The sequence below is a fragment of the Phycicoccus mangrovi genome, assembly GCF_018729305.1.
In the GTDB taxonomy this organism is placed as follows: Bacteria; Actinomycetota; Actinomycetes; order Actinomycetales; family Dermatophilaceae; genus Phycicoccus; species Phycicoccus jejuensis.
The window spans coordinates 48,558-70,613 of record NZ_JAHHWP010000018.1; the positions used below are offsets into that span (position 1 = coordinate 48,558).

General features: G+C 68.9%; 20 protein-coding genes and 1 pseudogene. 8 read left to right on the top strand and 13 right to left on the bottom strand.

Annotated features, from left to right (window positions below; genetic code table 11):
• Window positions 1-90: 90 nt before the first annotated feature.
• Complete coding sequence (locus tag KMZ30_RS16465; RefSeq protein ID WP_215514489.1) at window positions 91-417, top strand: histone-like nucleoid-structuring protein Lsr2; 327 nt, start codon at window positions 91-93, stop codon at window positions 415-417.
• A 20-nt stretch (window positions 418-437) separates the two neighbouring features.
• Here the strand turns inward: KMZ30_RS16465 and KMZ30_RS16470 are convergent, their stop codons facing one another.
• The 12 genes from KMZ30_RS16470 to KMZ30_RS16525 form a co-directional block, all read right to left on the bottom strand.
• Window positions 438-3,599 carry a LysM peptidoglycan-binding domain-containing protein gene (locus tag KMZ30_RS16470; protein ID WP_215514488.1) on the bottom strand — a complete coding sequence of 1,054 codons (3,162 nt, stop codon included), beginning with the start codon at window positions 3,597-3,599 and terminating at the stop codon, window positions 438-440.
• Window positions 3,600-3,634: 35 nt separating this feature from the next.
• The gene (locus tag KMZ30_RS16475) at window positions 3,635-4,027 is read right to left on the bottom strand and encodes a pilus assembly protein TadG-related protein (protein WP_215514487.1); all 393 of its coding nucleotides are present in this window, start codon (window positions 4,025-4,027) and stop codon (window positions 3,635-3,637) included.
• A 29-nt stretch (window positions 4,028-4,056) separates the two neighbouring features.
• A complete protein-coding gene (locus KMZ30_RS16480; protein ID WP_215514486.1) occupies window positions 4,057-4,494 on the bottom strand; it encodes a TadE family protein in 438 nt (145 codons plus the stop codon).
• A complete protein-coding gene (locus KMZ30_RS16485) occupies window positions 4,491-4,886 on the bottom strand; it encodes a TadE family protein (protein WP_308279905.1) in 396 nt (131 codons plus the stop codon). Before KMZ30_RS16485 ends, KMZ30_RS16480 begins: the two co-directional genes overlap by 4 nt.
• 5 nt (window positions 4,887-4,891) lie before the next feature.
• Window positions 4,892-5,089 (bottom strand): hypothetical protein, encoded by a 198-nt coding sequence (locus KMZ30_RS16490; protein WP_215514485.1) that lies wholly within the window; start codon window positions 5,087-5,089, stop codon window positions 4,892-4,894.
• 51 nt (window positions 5,090-5,140) lie between these two features.
• A complete protein-coding gene (locus KMZ30_RS16495) occupies window positions 5,141-6,061 on the bottom strand; it encodes a type II secretion system F family protein (protein ID WP_215514484.1) in 921 nt (306 codons plus the stop codon).
• Window positions 6,058-6,918, bottom strand: a complete 861-nt coding sequence (locus tag KMZ30_RS16500; protein WP_215514483.1) for a type II secretion system F family protein — start codon at window positions 6,916-6,918, stop codon at window positions 6,058-6,060. Before KMZ30_RS16500 ends, KMZ30_RS16495 begins: the two co-directional genes overlap by 4 nt.
• A complete protein-coding gene (locus KMZ30_RS16505; RefSeq protein WP_215520071.1) occupies window positions 6,915-8,447 on the bottom strand; it encodes a TadA family conjugal transfer-associated ATPase in 1,533 nt (510 codons plus the stop codon). The genes KMZ30_RS16500 and KMZ30_RS16505 overlap by 4 nt, the downstream gene beginning before the upstream one ends.
• Entirely contained in the window at window positions 8,444-9,253 is an 810-nt protein-coding gene (locus KMZ30_RS16510) for a MinD/ParA family ATP-binding protein (protein ID WP_215514481.1), read from the bottom strand. Before KMZ30_RS16510 ends, KMZ30_RS16505 begins: the two co-directional genes overlap by 4 nt.
• A complete protein-coding gene (locus tag KMZ30_RS16515) occupies window positions 9,253-9,936 on the bottom strand; it encodes an SAF domain-containing protein (RefSeq protein WP_207025278.1) in 684 nt (227 codons plus the stop codon). The genes KMZ30_RS16510 and KMZ30_RS16515 overlap by 1 nt, the downstream gene beginning before the upstream one ends.
• 28 nt (window positions 9,937-9,964) lie before the next feature.
• Entirely contained in the window at window positions 9,965-10,486 is a 522-nt protein-coding gene (locus KMZ30_RS16520; protein ID WP_215514480.1) for a hypothetical protein, read from the bottom strand.
• A gap of 1,409 nt (window positions 10,487-11,895) precedes the next feature.
• Entirely contained in the window at window positions 11,896-13,488 is a 1,593-nt protein-coding gene (locus KMZ30_RS16525) for an RNA-directed DNA polymerase (protein WP_215514479.1), read from the bottom strand.
• 301 nt (window positions 13,489-13,789) lie between these two features.
• Between KMZ30_RS16525 and KMZ30_RS22090 the strand changes: the two genes are divergently transcribed.
• From KMZ30_RS22090 to KMZ30_RS16540, 3 genes are all read left to right on the top strand, one after another.
• Complete coding sequence (locus tag KMZ30_RS22090; RefSeq protein ID WP_215520072.1) at window positions 13,790-14,527, top strand: IS3 family transposase; 738 nt, start codon at window positions 13,790-13,792, stop codon at window positions 14,525-14,527.
• A gap of 11 nt (window positions 14,528-14,538) precedes the next feature.
• Window positions 14,539-14,970, top strand: a complete 432-nt coding sequence (locus tag KMZ30_RS22095; RefSeq protein WP_215514297.1) for an IS3 family transposase — start codon at window positions 14,539-14,541, stop codon at window positions 14,968-14,970.
• 110 nt (window positions 14,971-15,080) lie between these two features.
• The gene (locus KMZ30_RS16540) at window positions 15,081-16,247 is read left to right on the top strand and encodes a low temperature requirement protein A (protein WP_215514298.1); all 1,167 of its coding nucleotides are present in this window, start codon (window positions 15,081-15,083) and stop codon (window positions 16,245-16,247) included.
• 52 nt (window positions 16,248-16,299) lie between these two features.
• On the opposite strand, the gene KMZ30_RS16545 is transcribed toward KMZ30_RS16540, so the two are convergent.
• Window positions 16,300-17,949, bottom strand: coding sequence for a PucR family transcriptional regulator (locus KMZ30_RS16545; protein WP_215514299.1), 1,650 nt, complete (start codon window positions 17,947-17,949; stop codon window positions 16,300-16,302).
• 328 nt (window positions 17,950-18,277) lie between these two features.
• Here KMZ30_RS16545 and KMZ30_RS16550 point away from each other — a divergent pair, with 328 nt between their 5' ends.
• The 4 genes and pseudogenes from KMZ30_RS16550 (at window position 18,278) to KMZ30_RS16565 (ending at window position 21,983) form a co-directional block, all read left to right on the top strand.
• On the top strand, window positions 18,278-19,444 hold the full coding sequence (locus KMZ30_RS16550) for a glutathione-independent formaldehyde dehydrogenase (protein ID WP_215514300.1): 1,167 nt from the start codon (window positions 18,278-18,280) through the stop codon (window positions 19,442-19,444).
• Between the two features lies 1 nt (window position 19,445).
• Window positions 19,446-20,015 (top strand): type 1 glutamine amidotransferase domain-containing protein, encoded by a 570-nt coding sequence (locus KMZ30_RS16555; RefSeq protein WP_215514301.1) that lies wholly within the window; start codon window positions 19,446-19,448, stop codon window positions 20,013-20,015.
• Window positions 20,012-20,314: a putative quinol monooxygenase gene (locus tag KMZ30_RS16560; protein WP_075818624.1), complete on the top strand. Its 303-nt coding sequence runs from the start codon at window positions 20,012-20,014 to the stop codon at window positions 20,312-20,314. Before KMZ30_RS16555 ends, KMZ30_RS16560 begins: the two co-directional genes overlap by 4 nt.
• 515 nt (window positions 20,315-20,829) lie before the next feature.
• Window positions 20,830-21,983: pseudogene (locus KMZ30_RS16565) on the top strand (IS3 family transposase).
• Window positions 21,984-22,056 lie beyond the last annotated feature (73 nt).

A 22,056-nucleotide genomic window follows, 5' to 3' on the forward strand; every position in this document is an offset into this window, starting at 1 on the left:
TGGACCTCGCCGGGGCCTCACCGGTGGTGGTGCCAGACTGCCCACGCACCCTCACCACAGCCCCCCGCTCAGCCGCTTAAGGAGACCCTGATGGCTCGCCGCACCGTGACGATCCTCTCCGACGACCTCGACGGGAAGGAGACCGGTGACATCCAGACCGTCTCCTTCGCCTACAACGGCACCTCCTACGAAATCGACCTGTCGAAGAAGAACCGGAAGTCCTTCGACCAGGCCCTGGCGCTCTACCTCGACGCGGCCCGCAAGGCCCCCGCACAGCGAGGCAGCCGTCGCTCCTCGACGCGAGCCGCGACCGTCACCAGCGCGGACCGCGAATGGCTGCGCGCCAACGGCTTCCCCGATCTGAAGGACCGTGGCCGCCTCTCGCAGGCCGCGACGCAAGCCCTCGCCGAGCGCTGAGGAGCGCGGCCACCCTGAGCTCAGCTCGCGGCGCTGCCCCGCCCCGTCCAGCCGCGTCGGCCCAGCACCTCATCCGTCCGCTCGGGTAGGTCGGCCGGGACCTCCTCCTCGCCCACATCGACGACCGCGGAGAGGTACGCCGCCCGGGTCCGGGCATCGCCGCGGGCGTCCGCCGCTGCCGCCAGATCGAGCAGCGGGATGTGCTCGTCCGGGGCGGCGAGGTGCGCGGTGCGTGCCGCCTCCTCCGCCACCTCGAGGTCGCCCTCCTGCAGGGCGCGCGTGGCCACCACGTGCGCGACGTCGACCACCGCGCACGTCAGGTGCTGGTCCAGGCGGTCGCCGTCGTAGAGCCAGCTCCATGCTCCCGGGCGGAGCCGACTGAACGGCTCGCCGGTCACCAGCTGCAGGGCGCGCACGAGGTCGGTGATGCCGTCGGCGCCTCGCGCCTGGCCTCGGGCACGCAGGCGGCGGAAGAGGTCGGCGTCGACGAGCACGTCCTGCACCTCGTAGACCGGCACCCCACGGGCGTGAGCGGAAGGGGCCAGCCGCGCGTCGGGCAGGTGCGGCTCCCGGGTGCGCGGGTTGGTCCCCAGCCAGTCGCGCACGATCCCGGCGTAGACCCGGGCCTTGGTCGCCGAGACCGAGAAGGTGTCCGCCAGCTCCTCCGGCGTCGCGCCGTGCGGGCGGGTGGCGAGGAAGGTCAGCACCGAGGTCATGTACGCCTTGCGCTCGCTCAGGGCCCGCCCGCGCGTGCGTGCCCGGACCGGGCCGAGCAGGGTCAACCGCGGCAGCGGGCAGTCGTCGGCGAACCACGCGGCCAGGTCGTCCTCGAGATCAGGGTCGGCCTCGGTCACCCGGGTTGTGGTCTCGGGTGGCACCCCGGGAGCCAGAGCGTCCAGGTCCTCGGACTGGGCGGCGCCGACCTCCAGGTAGGCCGCGTCCTGTTCGGGTAGCACGGTGCTCGCCTCGGCGCCCTCCCGCCCGGTCACGAGCTCGGCACGCAGGGCACCGGCGGTGTCGGTGAGCGAGCGCCAGCCGTCGGTGACCGTTTCGTCGGTCGGGACGGGTGCGTCGTTTAGACCCTTGCCGGCGGCCAGGAGCGCTGCACACCCCTGGGCCTCGTCGGGCGTCAGGCCCACCGCGACCAAGTCGAGGCCGGCACCGGGGACGAGGACTCGCCCCGTGTCGGTCAACTCGATGCTCACGCGCGCCCGGGCCTCGCACGACGGGCCGACCAGCACCAGCGAGGTCGCGGTCGCACCGGTGTTCTGCTCCAACAGCTCCCAGAGGACCGTGGCGTCCTGCGGCGGGACTGCGTCGTAGGCCACGAGCGCGAGACGCGCCGACCACGCCTCGGGCCCGACCACCCGCGCGCGGGCGGTCGCGCCGTCGAGCCCCTCCCTCTGGGCGCGGTCCGCGGTCGTCACGGCGTGCGCGATGTTCTCCTGCAGGGCGTCGGTGGCTTCAGAGGGTCGGGCACGCAACCGGTCGGGGTTGAGGGCGATGATCTCTTCCGCGATGCCCACGCAGTCCATCCGGACGGTCTCCGACCACGGGTTGCAGGCGATCTCGGCGGCGAGGTAGCGGGCGTAGTCGGCGGCGTAGAGCGGGTCGCCAGTCAGGGCGATCGTGAGGTCCTCGAGGTTGTACAGCCAGAGGGCGCCGGCCTCGCTCGTGCCGACGGTGACCAGGAGCGGGTAGGGCGCGGGCTGGTCCGGGCGCAGGTCGCCGACGTCCGAGGGCACACGCCCGGCCGGGAACCGCCACCGGATGGCTCCTTGCGCGTCCTGCCAGGGTGGCGGGAGCTCGCAGGGGGCGTCGAGGTGCAGCACCGTCCCCCCACTGTCGAGCTCCACGGCGGCCAGGGCCGGCATCGTCGCCCCCCGGTCGACCTGGCTGCTCGCGAGGTGCCTCAGGAGCAGGTCGAGCGCCTCGACGTCGACCTGCTGCGCCGGGCCGAGCGTCGCCAACGTCTTCTCGACCGGGACCAGCTCAGCCGGGGGCGGCGTCAGCGTCCGGCCCGGGCGGCGGTGCCGTGACTGCGCAGCGTGACGCCGGCGGCGGAGGATCCAGAGAGACCCGGCGAGCAGCCCTCCCCCGCTCAGGCCGGCCAGCAGCCACGGTGGTCTCGTCCCCTCGCCGATCTGGGGCGTGCGGTCGTGAGCCGCTGACCGCGCGAGGCCCGACGTGGCGATAGGGGCTGGGGACGTCGTGGGCCCGAGTTCGGATCCACGGGCAGAGGGTGATTCGGCCACGCCGGTGTCGGACGGCTGCTCGTCGGGCGTCGTGGGTTGCGCGGTCGGGGGGTTCCCGGGCGCGTCCTGCGTCTGGCGTGGCGACCCGTGCGACCGAGACTCGGTGGAGGGCAGGGTCAGGACCCAGCCGGGCCGGATGAGGTCCGGGTCCTGCAGTCGCTCGCCGTCCGGCTGGATCGTCGCAGCCGACGCATCGTAGATGCCCGGCCAGCGCTCGCTGTCGCCGAGCAGGTCCTGCGCGATGCTCGAGAGGCTCTCGCCGGGTCGCACCCGGTGACTCGCGGAGTCCCGGACGACTCCTTCGTCGGAGGGCAGGTGCAGGACTGTGCCTGTCCACAGCGTGTGGTCCGGTCCGTGGGTCCGTCCTGGGTTGAGCGCCTCGATCTCGATCCACCGCGCGCCGTCCCCCAGCTCGGTCTCGGCGATCGACCACAGGGACTCGCCGCGGGCGACCGTGTGCGAGTGGGTCTCTCCCTCGGGCTGGAGGGCACCGGCGGACTTTGTCGACGAGGGTGCCCCCGTGGCGGCGGTCGTCGTCACGGGGTCGAGCACGCCTGCAGTGACGGCGCTGCCGGGTGCGGCGGCTACCGTCCCCGGGCTGGTGGCGATGAGCAGGACGACAGCGCCGACGAGGCTGTGCGCCACGGACTGTGGCAGGCCCAGCCCCGGGAGCGAGGGCACCCGGGTGTCGCGGACGCGGGCTGCGACCTCGAGGACGATGCTCAGGGTGAGCACGACCCACGCCGCCCACGCCACCACCCCGAAGGCCGTCAACGCGAGCGCTCCGCTGTCGGGCGCGGAGAGGAACGTTTCGACGCTGTCCAAGTCGGTAACGGGCAGCGCGGATGGGACGGCGCCCACGGCGACCAGCGCCATCGGGAGGCCGCCGACCGCGGCGAGGATGCCGAGCGCGGCGAGGAGACCCACCCCCCGCGATGCTGCTCTGGTCTGATGGTGAGTGCTCATCGCTCGACTCCTTCCACGGACCGGGTGACCCGGGCGGTGCCCCGGCCGGACACGGGTAGCTGGTCCAGGCCGACGATGCCGAGGAAGAGGGTGCGGTAGGTGTCCCTGGCCTCGACGCGGATCGTCGTCCCGTCGGTGACCCGCACCGTGCCGGTGACCCCCGCCGCGGACAGGACGGTCCGAGCGGCTCGCGCCGCGCGGGTCGTGTCGGTCCTGACCGTGGCGCCGCGGACGGCAGCGGCGGTGTCGAGCTGCTCCCCGCCGGCGCGGGCTGCCTGTGCGGCGACGGCGCGCAGCTGTTGCTGGGCGCGGACCTGCCCACCGAGGTCGACCGCCAGGCCGACGAGGATGACCATGGCGACGCTCAGGGTGGCCAACCAGATGCTCACCGAGCCCTCCTCGGCCCGTGCACGCCGGGTCATCGCCGCTCCCGGAAGGTGTCGATCGGCGAGCGGGCCGTCGCGGTGACCGTGCGGGAGCCAGGGATGCCCGGGACGGCCAGATCCGCCAGTGGGACGCGGCAAGACACGGTGACCGTGACCGTCGCGGGCGTGCCGGGGCGGGAGCGGAACCCTATGGTGTCGGCGGTGACGCGGGGTGCGCCGCACTCCAGGTGCTGGCTGGCGACGGACGAGACTGCGGCGGAGGTCGCTGCCCGGTCGGCGCTGGTCTGGGTGCGGGCGATGGACGCGGCCCGCGCCGCGTCGGACGCGGCGGACTGAACCGTTTGGTGCGCGATGGCCAGGCGCCCTCCGACGATGACGAGCCCGACGAACAACATGAACGCCGGGACCCCGACGGCGGCCTCGAGCGTGGCCGACCCCCGGTCCCTCGCCGTCCTCGACCTCGTAGTCATGAGGTGATCCGCTCGACGGGCAGGGACGCGGACTGCGTGACCCGCGGATGCCAGCCGGGGATGACGGTGAGAGAGAGGCCTGTCACCGTCACGGTCGAGGTGGTCGGGCTCCGGTGGCCGTGCACGGTGCTGCGGCTCATGGCGTCACCGGCCGTGTCCGCGAGGAAGTCTCGTGCCGCCCGGACCCCCGCCCTGACGGTGCCGCGTTCCGCGCTCGTGGCGCGAGCGCCCTCCTGCGCGGCGGCCAGCGCCAACGTGCGGGCGTGGTACACCAGCGCCGCCTGCAGCCCGAGGAACATCACGGCGAACAGGGCGGGCATGAGCACGACCATCTGGACCGAGGTGGACCCTCGCTCGAGACGGCGCAGGCGCTCGCGCCGGTGGGTGGTCACGGGGGCTACTTGATCTTGGCGGCCTCGGAGGTGACGTAGCCCTTGATGGCGACGACGACGATCCCGACGATCGCGATCAGGGCGACGGCCCAGAGGACCTGCTCGATGGTGACCGAGCCGCGCTCGGGGCGGCGGTCTCGGGCGCGGAGGGTCTCGACGGCGTGGAGGCCGAGGAGGTGAAGGGTGACGGCGAGTCGTGTCATGGGAGGTTCCTTTGCGGACTGGAGGGGTCGGACTGGTCGACGGTGGCGGGGTCAGGAGGGTCCTCCCATCACGCGCAGCAGGGCGGGGGCGACGAGGATCGCGAGGAAGATGACGCCGAGCAGGCTCATGGGGATGGTCATGCGTTCGGCGACCTCGTTGGCGGCGGCCTTCTCCGCGGTCAGCAGGGCGGTGCGCAGGCCGGCGGCGCGGGCGCGGAGGTTGGTGTAGACCTGCGAGCCCTCCTCCCCGGACAGGCGCATGATGTCGGCGAGGTCGTCCAGCTCGGGCAGGCCCAGCTCGGCGGCGAGGGCGTGCAGGGCCTCCCACGGCGTCAGCCCGGACCAGCGGGTGCGGGCGAGCTCCTCGGCGAGCCGGGCGAAGACCCACGAGTCGCCGACGGCGGCGGCGGACTCCATCGCTTGGCGGGGTCCGGCGCCGGCCAGTCGTTCGAGCGCCACGAGGTCGATGTAGGCGCTCAGGGCGCGGGTGAACTCCGTGCGGGCGCGGCGGGCGTCGTCGTGGACGTTGTAGTTGGGCAGCCAGAACATCACGGCGGCCAGCGCGAGGCTGGCGGCGGCCGGGACGTAGACGGGCAGGCCGGCGCCGAGGGTGTTGAACAGGACCGTCAGGGTCGGCGGGATCGCCAGCGCGAGCAGCGCGAAGGTCACCTTCTCGCCGTAGAAGCGGGAGACCGGTCGCCGCAGGAGGGCCAGGTCTCGGGTCGGGACGGGCCCCCACACCCGGCTCGGCAGGGCGGTCATCCCCCACCGGCCCAGGCGGTCGGTCAGGTCGGCGGCGTCGGGGTGCGCGGCGGCGGGCGGGGTGCGCAGGTGCTGGTGGGGTGAGAGCCGGTCGAGGGCGTCGCGCAGGTCGGGGTGAATCGGGGTCAGGGCCCAGAGCAGTCCCGCCACGCCGAGCCCGGTCAGGCAGCCGGCCGCGACCACCAGCTGGAGCGTGGTGGGGCTCGTCATGGCTGCTCCGCGGTGGCGGGTCGCCCGACGAAGCGGGCCGGCGGGGTGCCGGTGGCCATCCGGCGCATCCACACCAGGGTGCTCACGTACAGCGCCAGCAGTGCGACGAGCAGCAGCTGCCCGGGGCCGGAGCGGTAGGGGGCGACGTACTCGCCGGTGACGGCCAGCACCGTCAGGACGCCGATGGTGATGAGAGTGACCCAGCGGGCCGTCGCCCGCGGTTTGGCGCGGTCGGCCTCGACCTCGCGGCGGGCGCGGACGTCGGCGGCGACGGACTCCGCGAGCGCGTCGAGCACGCTCGCCAGCCCGGCGCCGCGGCGCCGGGCGGCCAGCAGCAGGTTGGCGGCGATGACGTCCCCGGTCGCGTCGTCGAGATCGTCGGCCAAGGCCCGGATCGCGTGCTCGGTGCTCCACCGCGCCCGCAGGCGGGAGGCGAGTCGGGTGATCTCCGGTCTGATCGGTTCGGGCGCGGAACGCAGGGTCGCGACGAGGGCCTGCTCCAAACCGGCGCCGGAGGTCAGGACCCCGGCCAAGGACCGGGTCCACTCCTCCATCGCCTCCAGGCGGGCGATGGACGTCCCCACGGTGGGCGCGGACAGCAGGACCGGGAGGCCGGCGAGCGCCGCCGGCGCGACGAGGAGCGCGACCCACCACCCGGCCACCACGGCCACGACCATCCCGACGGCCAGACCCGCGCCGGCGAGCAGCAGGGTGCGTCGACTCACCTGCGGCGCCCGGTCGCGCCGCCGTCGCCGTGCGGGACGTGGGAGCGGGATCGACCGTCGCAGGCCGGCGACCACCCCGAGCAGCCCGGCGACGACCAAGGCTCCGGCGAGGGCGGGCACGACGGGGGTCACGGCGTCACCGTGCCGCTCCGGTAGAACCCCTCGAGGTCGAAGCCGTAGGAGGCCAGGTCGCGGTAGTCGTCGTCGAGGACGTATGGCGTCGCCTCGCGCTGCCCGGGCAGGGTGCGGAAGGCGTGCTGAATGGCAAAGCCGGTGCCCTGCTCGCCGGGGGTGAGGGTGGCGACCTCCGAGACCCAACGGCGGCGCTGCCACGCGCCGTCCGGGCTCGGGGTGGTCTCCAGGTGCACGTAGACGACGACGTCGATCGCGGCCGCGATCGCGCGGACGGCGTAGTCGTGCGTGACGTGCGGCCCGGCCTCCATCGCGCACGTGACGAGCTTGGCGATCGCGCCCTCCGCGGAGCGGGCGTGCGTGGTCGAGATGGAACCGGCCCCGGACTCCATCGCCTTGAGCATCGCGAGGATCTCGTGGCCGCGGACCTCGCCGACGATCTGACGGGAGAGGTTGAAGCGGAAGGAGTCGAACAGGGCCTCCGCGAGGGTGAACTCGCCAGCGGCCCGGCCGTCGGCGCCGCGCTCCCCCGACCCGGGTCGAGCCTCCCACGCAACGACGATCGGGTGCACGTCCGGCAGCTCGTGCAGGTGCAGCTCGTACTCGGTCTCGAAGGTGCCGATGGCCTCGTGCGGTGGAATCTCCGCGCACAGGGCTCGGACCAAGGTGGTCTTGCCGGCGCCCTGAGCCCCCGCGACGACGACCGAGCGGCGCGCCTTGACGGCAGCCGAGAGGAACGACGCCGTCACCGGTGACATCGCGCCGAGCCCGACGAGATCGGCCAACGTGACGCGGCGCAGCCGGTGCCGCCGGATCACGACCGAGGGGCGAGGGGTGACCCACGCCGCCGCCGCCAGGCGGGCCCCGCCATCCAGGCGCAGGTGCAGCCGCGGCTGCGCCTCGGAGAACGGTCGTGCGTTCGCCTCGCTGCGCGAGGCGAGGAAGACCAGGAAGTCGATCAGCTCGGCGTCGCTGTCCGCCACCGGCGGACCGGCCACGAGCCGCCCGTCGGTCAGCTCGAGCGTCACCCGGTCGTGGCCGGTGATGAGGATGTTCTCCACCGTGTCGTCGTCCACCAGCGGCTGCAGCCTGCCCAACCCGAACAGCGCGTTCTCGACCGCCCTGGCCATGAGCGTCCGCTCGGCGCCGGACCAGGCTGGTGTTCCGGCCGTCACCCGCTCGGCGGTCTCCGCCTCGAGCAGGTCCTCGATGATGGCCCGCCCGCTCTCGCGTTGCGCGCTCCCGTCGAGGTGAGTTTGGTTCTGACCGAGTGTGGCCGCCAACCGGTCTGACGCCTGCTGGCGCAGCGCCGCGACGACGCCCCAGTCGAGCTCCCCGGTGAAGGGCGCCGGCGAGGGGTGCGAGGCCACCAGCGAGACCGGGATAGTCGCCGCGGCCTGCCTTCCCCGCTGCGCGAGCGAGAAGGCGCCACGGACCCGCCCGGCGTGAGGGAAAACTTGCGCGGTGGGGGCGAACAGGGGCAGGTCGCTCGGGTCCTGGCCCGTCGCCTCGTGCGGTTCCGCGCTCATGCTCGGCTCCTGGTGAGCGCCCCTGCGCTCGCTGCTTGGCCTGTCAGGTCGTCCTTTGCGCGGGCGGCACTGGCGCGGAGGCTCTCGCCCGCTCGTTGCAGCGATCTCACATAGCCGGACGTCTCGAACCGAGAGGGACGCGGCTCACCTCGGGAGAAGACAGCTGCTGCCTTCTCGTCCCACGCCACCGACGCGGTCACAGGGTGCTCCAGCACGTTCGCGATCTCACGGGCCGAGTAGGGCCGCCCCTCCCCCACTGCCATCAAGGACAGTGCCCGCGCATCGCCTCGCGCCTCGAACTGACCGGCCAAGGTCGAGCACCACGATCTCGCCGCGGCCAACGCGACCAGGTCGGTGCGCAGGACCAGGAGACACCCATCCGCGGCCGCCAGCAGAGGCTCGGGCGAACCGGCCAGACCCAGGCGTCCCGCGTCCACGATGACGTCCTGACCGAGCGCATCCATGCGCCCCAGGGACGACGCCAGCGGCTCCCACAGGGAAGTGAGCGCCCGGGCCTGCCTGTGCGCGCGCGTCCCCGCCACAATCGACACCCTCGATCCCGGCACATTCATTGCGACTGCGGGGATGGCGTCGTCCAACCCGGAGGGATGCAGCTCGAGCGCGAGATCGACGAGCGACGCCGTCGGCTGCACCTGACCTCGGAAGTGCCCGGCCAGCAGAGCCGACCCACCGGTGGGGTCGGCCTCCACCAGCAGCACCGGTCGCGGCCACGTCATCGCCAGCCCGAGTGCCGTCGTGGTCACTCCCGGGGACCCCGCGGCCGAGCAAAGGACGAAGACGCTCATCAACGCTCCCGAGAGTCGAGCACCACGGCGACGTTGCCGGTCGACGCACGCGCCGCCAGCGTCGCGGCATCGGCCTGCGGGACAGCGACCGTCACAATGCGCATCCCCGTCACGTCATCCGCGTCCACCGACACGACCGTGGCCGGCGTCACCGGTGGCGGCCCGTCTGACACATCACCCTGCTCACCGGGCGTCGCGACGACCCGCACCGCGTCACCCGGCTGGAGGGGCTCGCCCGGCATCGACGTCGTCGGCAGCCCGATCCCCACCAACGACATCCCGGCGGCCGGAAGCACGGCCGCTGCCACCTGGGTGCGTGACACCAACGTCCCCGCAGCGATGTCCGCCGTGGCACGCTGCCCGACGATCGCCGCGATGTCGCTCGCCGGCACCGGTCGCAGCGCCGGGTCTGCGTTGATGCTGACGGTCATCAGGTTTCCCTCGGAGATCACCGCCCCCCGCTGCACGTTGGTCCTCGCCGCGAGCACGCTCACCGTCGAGCTGGTCGCTGACCATGCCCATGCCGCCAAGAGGCCGCCGAGGCAGACGAGCGCGAAGGACGCCGCCGCGAGGAGCGGCCGTCGCCGAGCCTTCGACCCGCTCGCGATCTGGACCGGCACAACGTCGTCGCGCACAGTGAGAGGAGAAGTGTCGGCCCGCTGCGGGTCGGCGGTCGTGGTCATGGCGACCCCTTTGCCTTCGAGCTGGGTGTTACTGGTTGAGAACCTGCACCTCACCGATCGTGATGGTGGTGCTGTCGGAGAACTGCAGGGGGATGGTGCCGCTCTGCCCCAGACCCGCCCAGTCGACGTGCCAGTACGAGGTGGCGCGCACCGTGTAGCGGCCCTGTCGGTCGTAGCGGTAGCCGCACGTCGGGCTGTCGTCATCGCCGAACGAGTCCCGGTAGGCGGTCCCAGGTGTCCGGCACACCACGACCTGACCGTCCCCCATGGACCAGACGACCTTGTCCACTTGCGCGGTGGCCGTCACGGAATACGCCCCGACGGCGGCGGTCTTCGTCACCGGACCCCAGGTCTCAGCGTCCTGGCTCGCGTTCCACATCCAGACGGGCAGCCCGACGAGCCCAATGGAGCCTGGCCGGCTCTCCGGGACGATCCCGATCGATACAGCACGCAGATTCATCGTGCGTACCGCTCTCGTCACCAGAACTTTCGGATCCGGTGGCGCTCCATTCGGCGGTTCCGCAAGCCAGACGAGGTAGACGACCCCCACCAAGCGAGGATCGAGCGAGCGAGTGCACTCGAAGATCTGACCATCCGTGTGTCCAGCCCAGGCTGGGTCGTCCATTGGCGGCTGCGGCGACGCGGCTCGGCAATACGCCTGCTCCGACTGTGACCACCAACCATCACTGCTCTGACAGGGCACCTTCTTCACCTGATCTGCCAACGCGTAGGTACAAGGGGACCCCTTGGGAGACGGCGATGCTCCAGTCTCATGTCCCGGGCCGCTCGGCTGTCCAGGCCCTTCGATGACGATCAAGCACTCCCCACTCCCCGGATCTGGGGTAGACCCCGGGGGACATGAAATGGGGGCTCCCTGCGCAGCCGCAGGGACAATGGCCAAGCCTGCGAACGCGAGCGCAGCTAGGCAAGCGGCTCTCACTCCACCACTCAGCACGACGACCCCTTGAGAGTGTCCCGGACCACAACGTAGGTCCCTGAGGATGCCTTCACCGAGTACGAGAAGCGCTGCTTGTCAAGGCGATTCGGATTCACTTGCGAACGTCCGAGATCGTCCAAGAAATCGATGCTGCTGACATCCACGCAGGCGGAGACCACGTAGGAACCGTCCGTCGGGCCATCAACCCGAAACTCCCCCAGCGTTGCGGATCCCGTTTGGTGCCACCCCTTCTCTCTGTAGGTGAGTAAGGCGACTCTCCGTTGCTCGAACGCTTGGTCGCTCGCCACTTCTCTGAGCTGGTCGATGGACCGAGCGGGGTTCGCAGCCAAGTCATCGAGCAGGGCCCAATAACGCACGATCGCCTCAGAGGCGAGCCGTTGAGCGGTGGGGGTCCCAGTCTCCGACGGTGGCGGCGATGACGTCGACGGCGTGCTCGGAACCGTGCTGCTGATGGGAGCAAATGTTGAGGGCGCCGGGCTAGCAGTGCCACTTTCGCAAGCCGTCATTCCCAAAGACATGAGCGCGACGCCAGCCACGCTGACCGCGCTTCGAGCACCAACCTTGATCCATGCCATCGGCCCCTCCGACGTGCTACCGCCTCATTGCTGGGGTGGTCCCATCACGATGGCACGAATAGGGCGCGCCGTCACTGCCTGCCGAGGCCTGTGGATAACTCGTTTAGGGGTGCACAGGGATCGCCGCATGGCACGGTGACCGCTACAGGGTGCTGCGAGCGCTGGTGACTCCTCTCCAGCGCTGGCTCGCGACGCCACCCAATGGTCTGACGAGTAGATGGAGGTTGGTGACATCAAGCGCGATTGCTCATCAACGGGGTCCCCGTACTCAACCGAGGGCCTAGTCTCGTCCGTTGCTCACTACGAGTAGGTGTCACTTGGCCCCTGCGGCCGCCCCACTCCGCCCACTGTGGGCTAGAGGCTAAGCCGTGCGGACAGAAGAGGAGTCGCTGCTCTCAACCGACCATCCCAGACACCACTCACCACTCAGACAGTCACTCCAGCGAAATCAACGGTCGGCTTAGGTGGCCGAAACGCGGTGTCCTCTAAGTAGCGAAGGGTGAGCTGATTCTCACTGCCAACAAGCCATTTTCGGACTGTGATTCCTCGTTCGCCCGCGGTAAGCCCCGCGTACGCTGCGATCCTGAGATGATGGGTCGTTGGAGAGGTCCGGACGGCCTCTCGGAGCGCAAGCCGGCAAGCGTCCGCGTCCCATGTTGAGAGTCTCTGTGCAGCCAACGCGAAGAGCGGCAGCGAACTCCGACCGTCTGCCAGCACTGATGTGAAGTAGTCCCTTGTTGCCTTGCGCGGAGGTCGACCACGTGACCGAAGTGCCGTGCCAAAGTTCGCGATCGCCCATGGATACATGGCCCAAGGCGACGCAGCGTAGTCGAGGAACCAGTCCTGATAGTCGGATACGCCAACGGAGTCGCGAAATAGGCGCGCGAGATGATCGGCGCCGTGAGGCATTCTGTGCGCGCGATCCAAGAATTCTGGCACTTTGGCGAACTTTGAGTAAGAGCGCATACGCGTAGTGGCGAATCGCAGGGTTGTTCGGTCGGTCTTTTCTGGCCCTGCGAGAATCTCGTCCAGGAGCTGGTTGAGTCGTGACGAATCCTTCTTTCGTTTACGACGCTGGCTGCCGGTCTTCATGTTGATGATCAACATCTCGAGGCTCAGTTCCCCGTCGATTGCACTGTGCTCCATCTCCAACGCCTTTTCGACTGCTTCGTTGCCTTCAAGCAGTTGAGTCTTATTCGCGTTGAGGTTGAGACCGAGACTCGCCGCCTCGGATTGCAATTCCACCTGCGCCTGGCGAAGGGCACCGGCGTCTGCTCCAAAAAGCCACATATCGTCCATCCAACGTGCCCAAGAAGAACTTCCAGGGGTTCCCTTCTTTGGCTTCTCAACCACGCGGGAGTGGCCATGCAGAATCAAATCGAGGTCTTGGAGAAAGAAATTGGCAAGCACGGCCGAGGCGCTCGATCTCTGCGGAATGCCCGATCGCCCAGATCCGCCCTCCCAAGAGACCAGAAAATTGATCAAGCGCTCCAGCGGAATGCCGCCAGGCAAGACGTTTGCCAACGCGTCAGCGAGTTGCGAAACGGGTATGCTCGCAAAGCAAGAGGTTATGTCACTCAGAAGAAGGGTCTCATACTTATCTGCCGAGCCCAGCAGATGCGAGCGAAAGCGGTCCCACTCGTCGCCATTGCGTTCATAATATCCACTGACAGGCTCGCTAGGATGCAAGCGCCAACCGAAAACATGACGGTCCAGTCCACCGATCAGCCGAGAACTGAAGAAGTCGACTAGCACGCTGTAGGCGACCCGGTCTAGCACATCCAAGACCATGGCTGGGCGGGCGGCGAAGTTCTCTTTTGGCACATCGACGCGCGCTACCGGTGATACGCCACTCGCGCTGAGGCAGTCAAACAGTAGCCGTGGCTGCTTCGCCAGGTAGCGGTATTCAGGCCATCCCCAGGGGTCTCTATGCCAATCGCCTATTGCCTCACCCTCAAGGTTGCTAAGCGTTCGGGGAAGGTCGAGCATGTTGGCCCAATCGGGGCCACGTTGCGCCATGGCTCAACGGTACCCGAGGACTCGGAGCGATCGAAGTGCGTTGGCCCACGGATAGTCAGCTCTTTACTCATGGGCGGTCACTAAGCGGGAGAAGGAAGACATTGAGCAAATGGCTAGTCCTCGAAGCCACGCGGCGCATGGGAACTTCGGCAAGCTGAGTCGTGAACGCACCCGCCTCATCGAGCAGCAAGTCAACCTCCTACTAGAACGCCTCGCTGAAAGGTTCGACGGCCCACGGAGCCTGACCCGCTTTTCCGGACACCTGAGCTGAGGCGATGATCGTCTCGGAGAGGAGTCTGGGATGCCTGCTGCCAAGCCACCGGAGTTCCGGCGTCGAGCGGTGGAGCTGACCCGGGTGCCGGGTGCGTCGGTCGCGACGATCGCCAAGGACCTGGGGATCAGTGAGTCGTGCCTGCGCCGCTGGATGGCCAAGGACGACGTCGACGCCGGTCGCCGCGAGGGCCTGACCTCGAGCGAGCACGAGGAGCTGGTCCGGTTGCGGCGGGAGAACCGCCGCCAGGCGATGGAGATCGAGATCCTCAAGCGCGCCTCGGCCTACTTCGCGCAGGAGAACGTGCTGCCCCCCAAAATGAGCGCCCCGCTGGTCCGTGAGCTGGCCGCTGATGGGTACCCCGTCGCGGTGACCTGCGAGGTGCTGGGCATCGCCCGCTCCAGCTACTACGAGGCCGTGGCCCGGCCGCCCTCGAAGAGGGCGGTGGCTGACGCTGAGCTGGCCGTCACGATCGAGCGGGTGCACACAGACTCCCGGGGGACCTACGGCGCCCCGCGGGTGCACGCCGAGCTCAAGCTCGGGCTCGGCATCGCGTGCGGACGCAAACGCGTGGCCAGGCTGATGCGCCGGGCCGGCTTGGCCGGGGTGTGTCACCGCCGCAAGCGCGGGCAGCGCCCTGCGCCGGCCACCCACGAGGACCTGGTGCAGCGGGTGTTCACCGCTGACGCCCCGGATCGGGTGTGGTTCACCGACTCCGTCGCTAACGCTCCTCCCAAGCCCAGCACCGCGCCAGCGACGGCTGGGTGAACTGCTGCGCGGTGATCGACGCCTACTCCCGGCGGGTCGTGGGCTGGTCGATCGCCGAACACATCCGCACCGAGCTCGTCGTCGATGCCCTAGAGATGGCCCGCTGGCAACGCCGCCCGACACCGGGCACGATCCTGCACGCTGACCGCGGCTCCCAGTACACCTCGTGGGTCTTCGGCCACCGGCTGCGCGACGCCGGCCTCCTCGGGTCGATGGGCCGGGTCGCCTCCAGCGTGGACAACGCCCTGATCGAGTCGTTCTGGTCCACCATGCAACGCGAGCTCCTCGGCCGACGCACCTGGCCCTCACGCGTGGAGCTGGCCGCGGCGATCTTCGAGTGGATCGAGGGCTGGTACAACCCCCGCCGCCGGCACTCCACCCTCGGATACCTGTCCCCGCACGAGTACGAAGCCCTTCACACCGCCGCCATCACCGCGGCATGATCACCACACCGAAACTGTCCGGGAAACCGGGTCAGGCTCCCGCCCTCCGAAGCCCAATGTGAGTTGGTGTACTCAAGCATCAAGGTCGGCGAGTGGGTGAGGAGCACCGTATGCGTGACGATGATCTCGGCAATGCGGATGAGCAAGCGGCCGAAGACACAGCAGATCGATCGGTCGGAACGCTGGAGTTGTTCTTCGACCTGGTCTTCGTCTACGCGATGTCGCAGGTCACTGTCCTGATGCTCGCGGACATCTCCTGGGCGGGGTTCGGCCGCGGGATCCTGGCGCTCGCTGCTGTGTGGTGGGCGTGGGCCTGCTACGCCTGGCTGACGAACACCTCCGACCACGACGGACCCGGGCCTCGCCTGCTGCTCTTTCTCGCCATGGCGGCCATGCTGATGGCCGCAGTCGCGCTGCCGCAGGCGTTCGGCGCGCGGGCGCTGGTCTTTGCGCTTGCATTCCTGGCGGTCCGACTGATCCACGTCGTGCTGCTGGCTCTTGACGTGCGGGGCGAGGCGGACGTGGGTTCGGCCGCGCTGCGACTAGTCCCCACCCTACTCGCCGGCCCGGCAGTGCTGGTGGCCGCGGCGTTCTTCGACACGCCAGCACGAGAGTTGCTGTGGATCGTGGGCGCGGTGATGGATCTGTCGGGGCCGGTCCTGGTCGGGACCACCGGTTGGAGCGTGACACCTGCCTACTTCGTGGAGCGGCACGGGCTGATCATCATCATCGCGCTGGGTGAGGCGATCGTCGGGGTAGGCGCTGGCGCCGAAGCCGCTCTTCCGCGCCCGAGTGTTGTGGCGGCCGTCCTCCTTGCCGTGCTGATCGCGGCGGGTCTGTGGTGGTCCTACTTCGGTTATCTGCGCGGCGGTGCCGAACGACGGCTGCGCGGCACCAAGGATCGGGAGCGGTCAAGGCTCGCGCGCGACTCCTACAGCTACCTGCATCTGCCGCTCGTGGTCGGGGTGGTGTTCTTCGCTCTCGGGGTGCACGAAGCAGTCGCGGCACCGGGGGAACCACTCCCCTTGTTGCCGGCCGTCGCCCTGGCCGCCGGCGTCGCGATGTTCTACGTCGGCGACGTCGCCTACCGATGGCGCGACCACCACCAGCTCGCCACCGGTCGCCTGGTGGCCGCAGTGGGGGCTGCTTCGCTGATCCCGGTCGCGGTGGTGGCGCCTGCCTTGGCGGCGCTCGCCGGGCTAACCCTGATCTGCTTGCTGCACACCAGCTGGGAACTCTGGCACCACCCGGCGATCGGTCCGGTCGACCACTCCTGATCGTCCAGTGCCATCGCCGTGCAGACTCTCGCAACTACGGCTTGGGACTACCTCACCGGACGGCGTTTCGCAGGGGCTCGCCGACGGAGGCACGGCGCAGTCGCCACGCGCGTGTCGCCAGGTGGAGGTTGAGTTGTGCCTCGACGTTGTTGAGGTCGTGGCCCGAGATCTCGGTGATGCGGCTGATTCGGTAGCGCAGTGTGTTGCGGTGAATGGTGAGCGTCCTTGACGTGTCTGCGTACTTGCCCCCGTGGTCAAGGTAGGCCGCTAGCGTGGGGACGAGCTCGGTGCCGTGGCGACGGTCGTATCCCAATAGGTCGCCAAGCCAGTCCCTGATGAGGCGCTCGACTTCCTCAGCGTTGCCGTCGAGGGCGAGCAGCCGGTCTACTCCCAAGTCGGCGTAGGCGATGAAGCCATACGGATTGTGGGACTGCTGACGAGCCCTGAGTGCTCGTTGGGCTTGCTCATACGCACGTGGGATCTGTACCGGCGAGTTGGCCGGCTCCCCCTTGGCGATCACACCGTTGGTGTCGCCGTAGGCGCGCGACAAGTCGTTGAACAAGCGGCCCATGTCGACACCTCGGTGGGCGAGGGCGACGACCAGTCCCCGGTTCCGCACGACCAAGCAGGGCAGTCGCTGACGAGCCATGGCCATCCGGAGGTGATCGACGTCGCGGTCGTGCCCGAGGTGACCCCGCTCGGAGGACCATGCGCACACGATCAGGTCGTGCGGAACGCCGAGGTCGTGGCCCTGAGCGGATGCCCGGTCCACGGCAACGTCGGCCGGGAGCCCTTCAAGAAGGTCGTCGAGGAGGTCTCGACTCAGTCGGTTCTCCAGTTCACTCATCGCTGCGGCCTTTGCCCTCAGCAGCCCCAGTGCGACGCCCGCGTACCGCAGAGCGAATGATGCGTCGTCTCGGTCTTTGTCCGATGGCACCTCCAGTTCGATCGTGCCGAGTTCGGGGCGTCCGCCGATGACCTCCTCGAGCGAGGTTCGCTCGAGGACCGGTTGGTATGGGCCGGCAACCGTGATCCGGGTCGTCTCGTGCCCGAATCTGTCCCTCAGCACGACAGCGGAGCCAGTGAGCCGACTGAGTGAGGTGGCCACGTCGAGCTCAGTCCCGGTCGTCGATAGTCGGGCGAACTCCTCGAGCACCCCCTCACGGTGCCGCAGCGCCGCGACGGTGCGCGCCATCCCGTTATTGGCTGCATCGAGTTCGTGGGCGCGTCGGCGGTGGCGCTCGTGCACCTGCGCGTCCGCGAGCGCCGTCCCGAGGAGATCGCCCAACCGTTCGATGACGAACAGTTGTTCGGGGTCGAGCCGGGCGAAGCTGCGAAGGACCAGCTGGCCCGGAGCGCCGTTCAAGACCGCCACAGCCGTCGTCGACGTCCAAGAGTCGCCGTCGTCCTGCACGAATACACGTTCACCGGTTGAGGGGCTCGGTTCCGCCGGCTTCGTCGGCTCCCCGGGGGGCATGGTGATCCACTCCCGGTCCCGCTGGAAGGTGACGTGAACCAACTGGCAGCCGGTCACCGACTCGACCTCACGCTTCAAGACGTTGATGACCTCGTCCACGTCGTGACGTTGCATCATCGCCATGGACATCACCAGCAGCCCATCGAGGCCGGTGAGGGCACGCCGCAGATCCAGCTCGCCGGTTGGCACAACGGTTCCGGTTGTGGCGGGCTCGCAGGCGGTCATCTCTTGATCCCTGGCCGGCCCGCCCGGGATCCCCCCGTGCCGCAGGGACCCCACAGGTCGTCGCGCTGAGCGGCGACGCCTCCGTACATGCAGCACGGATGCGTCCCGGGATCCAGTCCGAGTCCGTGTGAGCTCATCGGTCCTCATCAACTCTCCGGGGCAGCGTTCCGCTCACCGTACCCCTTGCCCAGCGCACCCACCCGCGGGGAGTTGTGCACTCGAACCAAACCATGCCCCGGGACTTGGCCTGGTGCGCCCATGACGTTCTGGTGGTCGGCGACGAGTGTGGACTGGTCGGAGTTGCCGACACAACGATTGGAGAATCGCTATGAAGGCTGTCGTCTATCAGGGACCCAAAGATGTTGCGGTCACGGACGTTCCGGACGCCGAGATCGAACGGCCCACCGATGTGCTGGTCAAGGTCACAACGACCAACATCTGCGGCTCGGACCTGCACATGTACGAGGGGCGGACCTCCTTCGAGAAGGGCCGGACGTTCGGCCACGAAAACATGGGAGAGGTGGTGGAGATCGGCAAGGGAGTGGAGAAGATCAAGGTGGGCGACCGGGTCGTGCTGCCCTTCAACATCTCGTGCGGGTTCTGCAAGAACTGCGAGCGCGGGCTCACGAACTACTGCCTGACGACGCAACCTGACCCGTCGGTCGCCGGTGCGGCCTACGGCTTCGCCGAAATGGGCCCCTACGGCGGGGGGCAGGCAGAGCTTCTCCGGGTGCCCTTCGGCGACCACAACGCGCTGCGCCTGGGTGAAGACGCGCAGGACAAGGAGAACGACTACGTCATGCTCTCCGACATCTTCCCCACCGGCTACCACGCCACCGAGATGGCCGGCGTGATCCCGGGCGACAGCGTCGTGATCGCCGGGGCCGGCCCCGTGGGACTGATGGCCGCCCTGTCCGCGACCATCAAGGGCGCCGCGAAGGTAATGGTGGTCGATCGCCACCCCGACCGGCTCGCGTTGGCCGAGCAGATCGGAGCGATCGCCATCGACGACTCCAAGGTCGACCCCGTACAGGCTGTGCTGGACGAGACCATGGGGCTCGGGGCCGACCGTGGCTGCGAGTGTGTCGGCTACCAGGCCCACGACCCTGAGGGAAACGAAGACCCGGCTGCCACCTTGAACATGCTCATCAACTCGGTCCGGTTCACCGGCGGGATCGGCACCGTCGGCGTGTTCGTCCCCGAGGACCCGGGGGCCAAGGGCGAATTGGCCAAGCAGGGCAAGGCGGCCATCGACTTCGGCACCCACTGGTTCAAGGGACAGACCATGGGCAACGGTCAGTGCCCGGTCAAGAGGTACAACCGCCGGCTGCGAGACCTCATCGCGGCTGACAAGGCGAAGCCGTCCTGGATCGTCTCCCACGAGATCTCGCTGGATCAGGCCGCCGACGCCTACAGGAACTTCGACTCCAGGTCCGAGGGTTGGACCAAGGTCGTCATCAAGCCCGGCATGTCGAACGGCAAGAAGGCAAACTGATATGGCAGCAGATCTTCAGGGCAAGAGGGTCGCGATCCTCGCCACCGACGGCGTCGAACGCGTTGAGCTCGAGCAACCCCGCGAAGTACTGGACCGCGCGGGCGCTCAGACCGAGGTCCTCTCGATCCACGACGGCGAGATCAAGGCCCGTAAGAACGACCTGGATGAAGCGGGCGCGTTCACCGTCGACGGGCTGGTCGCCGACGCCTCGGTGGGCGACTACGACGCCCTGCTGCTTCCCGGCGGCACGGTTAACCCCGACCAGCTCCGGGTCGACGAGGGCGCCGTTTCCTTCGTCCGCGACTTCGTCGAGAGCGGCAAGCCAGTGGCGGCGATCTGTCACGGGCCGTGGACGTTGATCGAGGCCGGCGTGGCCGCGGGTCGCACCCTGACGTCGTACCCGAGCATTCGCACCGACCTGCGCAACGCCGGCGCCGACGTCGTCGACCAGGACGTGGTGATCGACAAGAATCTCATCACCAGCCGCTCGCCGGAGGACCTCCCGGCGTTCTCCGAGGCAATAGTGTCCCAACTCGCGGGCACCACGATGAAGGAAGAGGAGAAGTCATGAGTGTGACCAAGGGATTGCTGGTCAGGTTTGACGCGTTGCCCGGCAAGGAGGATGACGTGAAGGAGTTCCTTGACAGCGGCCGTGCGCTTGTCGAGGACGAGCAGGCGACCACCGCGTGGTTCGCGATCCGCCTCGGGCCGACCTCGTTCGGGATCTTCGACGTGTTCCCCGATGACGCCGGACGTGACGCCCACCTGTCCGGCCCTGTTGCGGTCGCTCTCGGCGAGCAGACCGGCACGTTGTTCTCCGAACCGACGATCGAGAAGCTCGACGTACTGGGCTCCAAACTCCCCGCCTGACACCACAGACCGGGAGCTGGCCCAGACAGGAGGGGTCGCTGCACGCGGTGACTTCGGGCTTACACAGCCCGCTGACGTCGTGGCAGCGGCCCCTTCTGCTGCGTCCTATCGCAAAGCACCAACAGATCGAGGAACCGCGACGACAGGAACTGACGACAGCGTTGCCACGACACGTTCACCCGAGGTACCGATCTGGCCTTTGGTAGACGCTGTTCAACGTCTCGGTCACTGCTGCACCGTGACACGCGCGAACCTCGCAGGCCGGGTGATGGGCGACGTTACAGAGTTGCGCGCTGTGGCCGATGAGGGGTCCGGCCGAATAACCGCGCCGTTACTGAGGTGACGCGGAAGTTGGCTTGGAACGCGGCCATATCCGCGTCCTGCGTGAGTTCGCGCGTCATCACCGTGACGACGCGGAAGGGACTGCTGAAGGTTCGGTTGACACCATGACCTGCCCCCCGGTTTGGTTTCCAGTCGTGGTGGTGAGTCGAGGGCCTGACTGGAAGGCTCCGACAGTGCCTCGTCCCTACCCTCCGGAGTTCCGCGCGCGAGCGGTCGCGCTGGTCCGATCCGGCATGCAGGTCAAGCAGACCGCCTACGAGCTCGGCATCAGCGCCGGTTGCCTGCACGAGTGGCTCAAGCAGGACCGGATCGACCGCGGCGAGATCACGGGCGTCCCGACGAGCGAGTCCGCCGAGCTGCGCGCGGCTCGGAAGAGGATCCGCGAGCTGGAGCGCGAGCTGGCGATCATCCGACAAGCAGCAACGTTCCTGGCGGAGGACAAGGCCCACCCAAAAGGATTCACCCGGTGATCGACCGACTGGCCGACGCCGGGGTCCCCGGCGACAACAGCTGCACCGTCCTCGGAGTCTCCCGGCAGGGCTACTACCGGTACAAGCGCCGCGCCCTGTCCAAGACCGCGCTGCGCCGCCAATGGCTCACCGGCCTGATCCGAGAGATCCACATCGCCTGCCGCGGCACCTACGGCTACCGGCGGGTGCACGCCGAGCTGACCATGGCGATGGAGGTCCAGGTCAGCTCGCGCCTGGTCTCGGTCCTGATGACCCAGGCCGGCATCCACGGTCTCCCAGGCCCTGCCCGGGTCGAGCGCCTGCGCGGGGTCGTCACCTCCGATGATCTGGTCAACCGCAAGTTTCACCGGCTGCGACCCAACGAGCTGTGGGTCACCGACACCACCGAACACCCCACGCGAGAAGGCAAGGTCTACTTCGCCGCGGTCCTGGACGCCTTCAGCCGCCGGATCGTCGGCTGGTCCATTGACTCCCGCCAGCACACCACCCTGGTCATCAACGCCCTCGACATGGCCGTCCGCAACCGCCGCCCCGGACCCGGCGGCATCGTCCACGCCGACCACGGAGTCCAGTTCACCTCGTGGGCCTTCGGCGAGACGATCCGCTTAGCGGGCCTCATGCCCTCCTTCGGCAGCGTCGGCGACGGCCTCGACAACGCCATGATGGAGTCGTTCTGGTCCTCGATGCAGACCTAGCTGCTCAACCGCAAGAAGTGGACGACCCGCCTCGAGCTCTCGAACGCGATCTTCGAGTACATCGAGATCTTCTACAACCGCCAGCGACGGCACTCCGCCCTCGGCTACCGCACCCCGATCGAGCACGAACTACTCTCCGAGAAGACACCCCAACCCGCCTGAGACTCACCACCGAATCTGGAAACCAGGCTGTAGGGCAGGTCAAAGTGTCAACCAGACCTTCAGCAGTCCGATG

What these genes read in the sequence shown, in the direction of transcription:
- KMZ30_RS16505 (WP_215520071.1), bottom strand. Translation starts at nt 8,447, where the DNA reads ATGAGCGCGGAACCGCACGAGGCGACGGGCCAGGACCCGAGCGACCTG.
- KMZ30_RS22090 (WP_215520072.1), top strand. Translation starts at nt 13,790, where the DNA reads ATGCCTGCTGCCAAGCCACCGGAGTTCCGGCGTCGAGCGGTGGAGCTG.
- KMZ30_RS16510 (WP_215514481.1), bottom strand. Translation starts at nt 9,253, where the DNA reads ATGAGCGTCTTCGTCCTTTGCTCGGCCGCGGGGTCCCCGGGAGTGACC.
- KMZ30_RS16525 (WP_215514479.1), bottom strand. Translation starts at nt 13,488, where the DNA reads ATGGCGCAACGTGGCCCCGATTGGGCCAACATGCTCGACCTTCCCCGA.
- KMZ30_RS16480 (WP_215514486.1), bottom strand. Translation starts at nt 4,494, where the DNA reads ATGACTACGAGGTCGAGGACGGCGAGGGACCGGGGGTCGGCCACGCTC.
- KMZ30_RS16540 (WP_215514298.1), top strand. Translation starts at nt 15,081, where the DNA reads ATGCGTGACGATGATCTCGGCAATGCGGATGAGCAAGCGGCCGAAGAC.
- KMZ30_RS16490 (WP_215514485.1), bottom strand. Translation starts at nt 5,089, where the DNA reads ATGACACGACTCGCCGTCACCCTTCACCTCCTCGGCCTCCACGCCGTC.
- KMZ30_RS16465 (WP_215514489.1), top strand. Translation starts at nt 91, where the DNA reads ATGGCTCGCCGCACCGTGACGATCCTCTCCGACGACCTCGACGGGAAG.
- KMZ30_RS16515 (WP_207025278.1), bottom strand. Translation starts at nt 9,936, where the DNA reads ATGACCACGACCGCCGACCCGCAGCGGGCCGACACTTCTCCTCTCACT.
- KMZ30_RS16560 (WP_075818624.1), top strand. Translation starts at nt 20,012, where the DNA reads ATGAGTGTGACCAAGGGATTGCTGGTCAGGTTTGACGCGTTGCCCGGC.
- KMZ30_RS16555 (WP_215514301.1), top strand. Translation starts at nt 19,446, where the DNA reads ATGGCAGCAGATCTTCAGGGCAAGAGGGTCGCGATCCTCGCCACCGAC.
- KMZ30_RS16545 (WP_215514299.1), bottom strand. Translation starts at nt 17,949, where the DNA reads ATGACCGCCTGCGAGCCCGCCACAACCGGAACCGTTGTGCCAACCGGC.
- KMZ30_RS16495 (WP_215514484.1), bottom strand. Translation starts at nt 6,061, where the DNA reads ATGACGAGCCCCACCACGCTCCAGCTGGTGGTCGCGGCCGGCTGCCTG.
- KMZ30_RS16550 (WP_215514300.1), top strand. Translation starts at nt 18,278, where the DNA reads ATGAAGGCTGTCGTCTATCAGGGACCCAAAGATGTTGCGGTCACGGAC.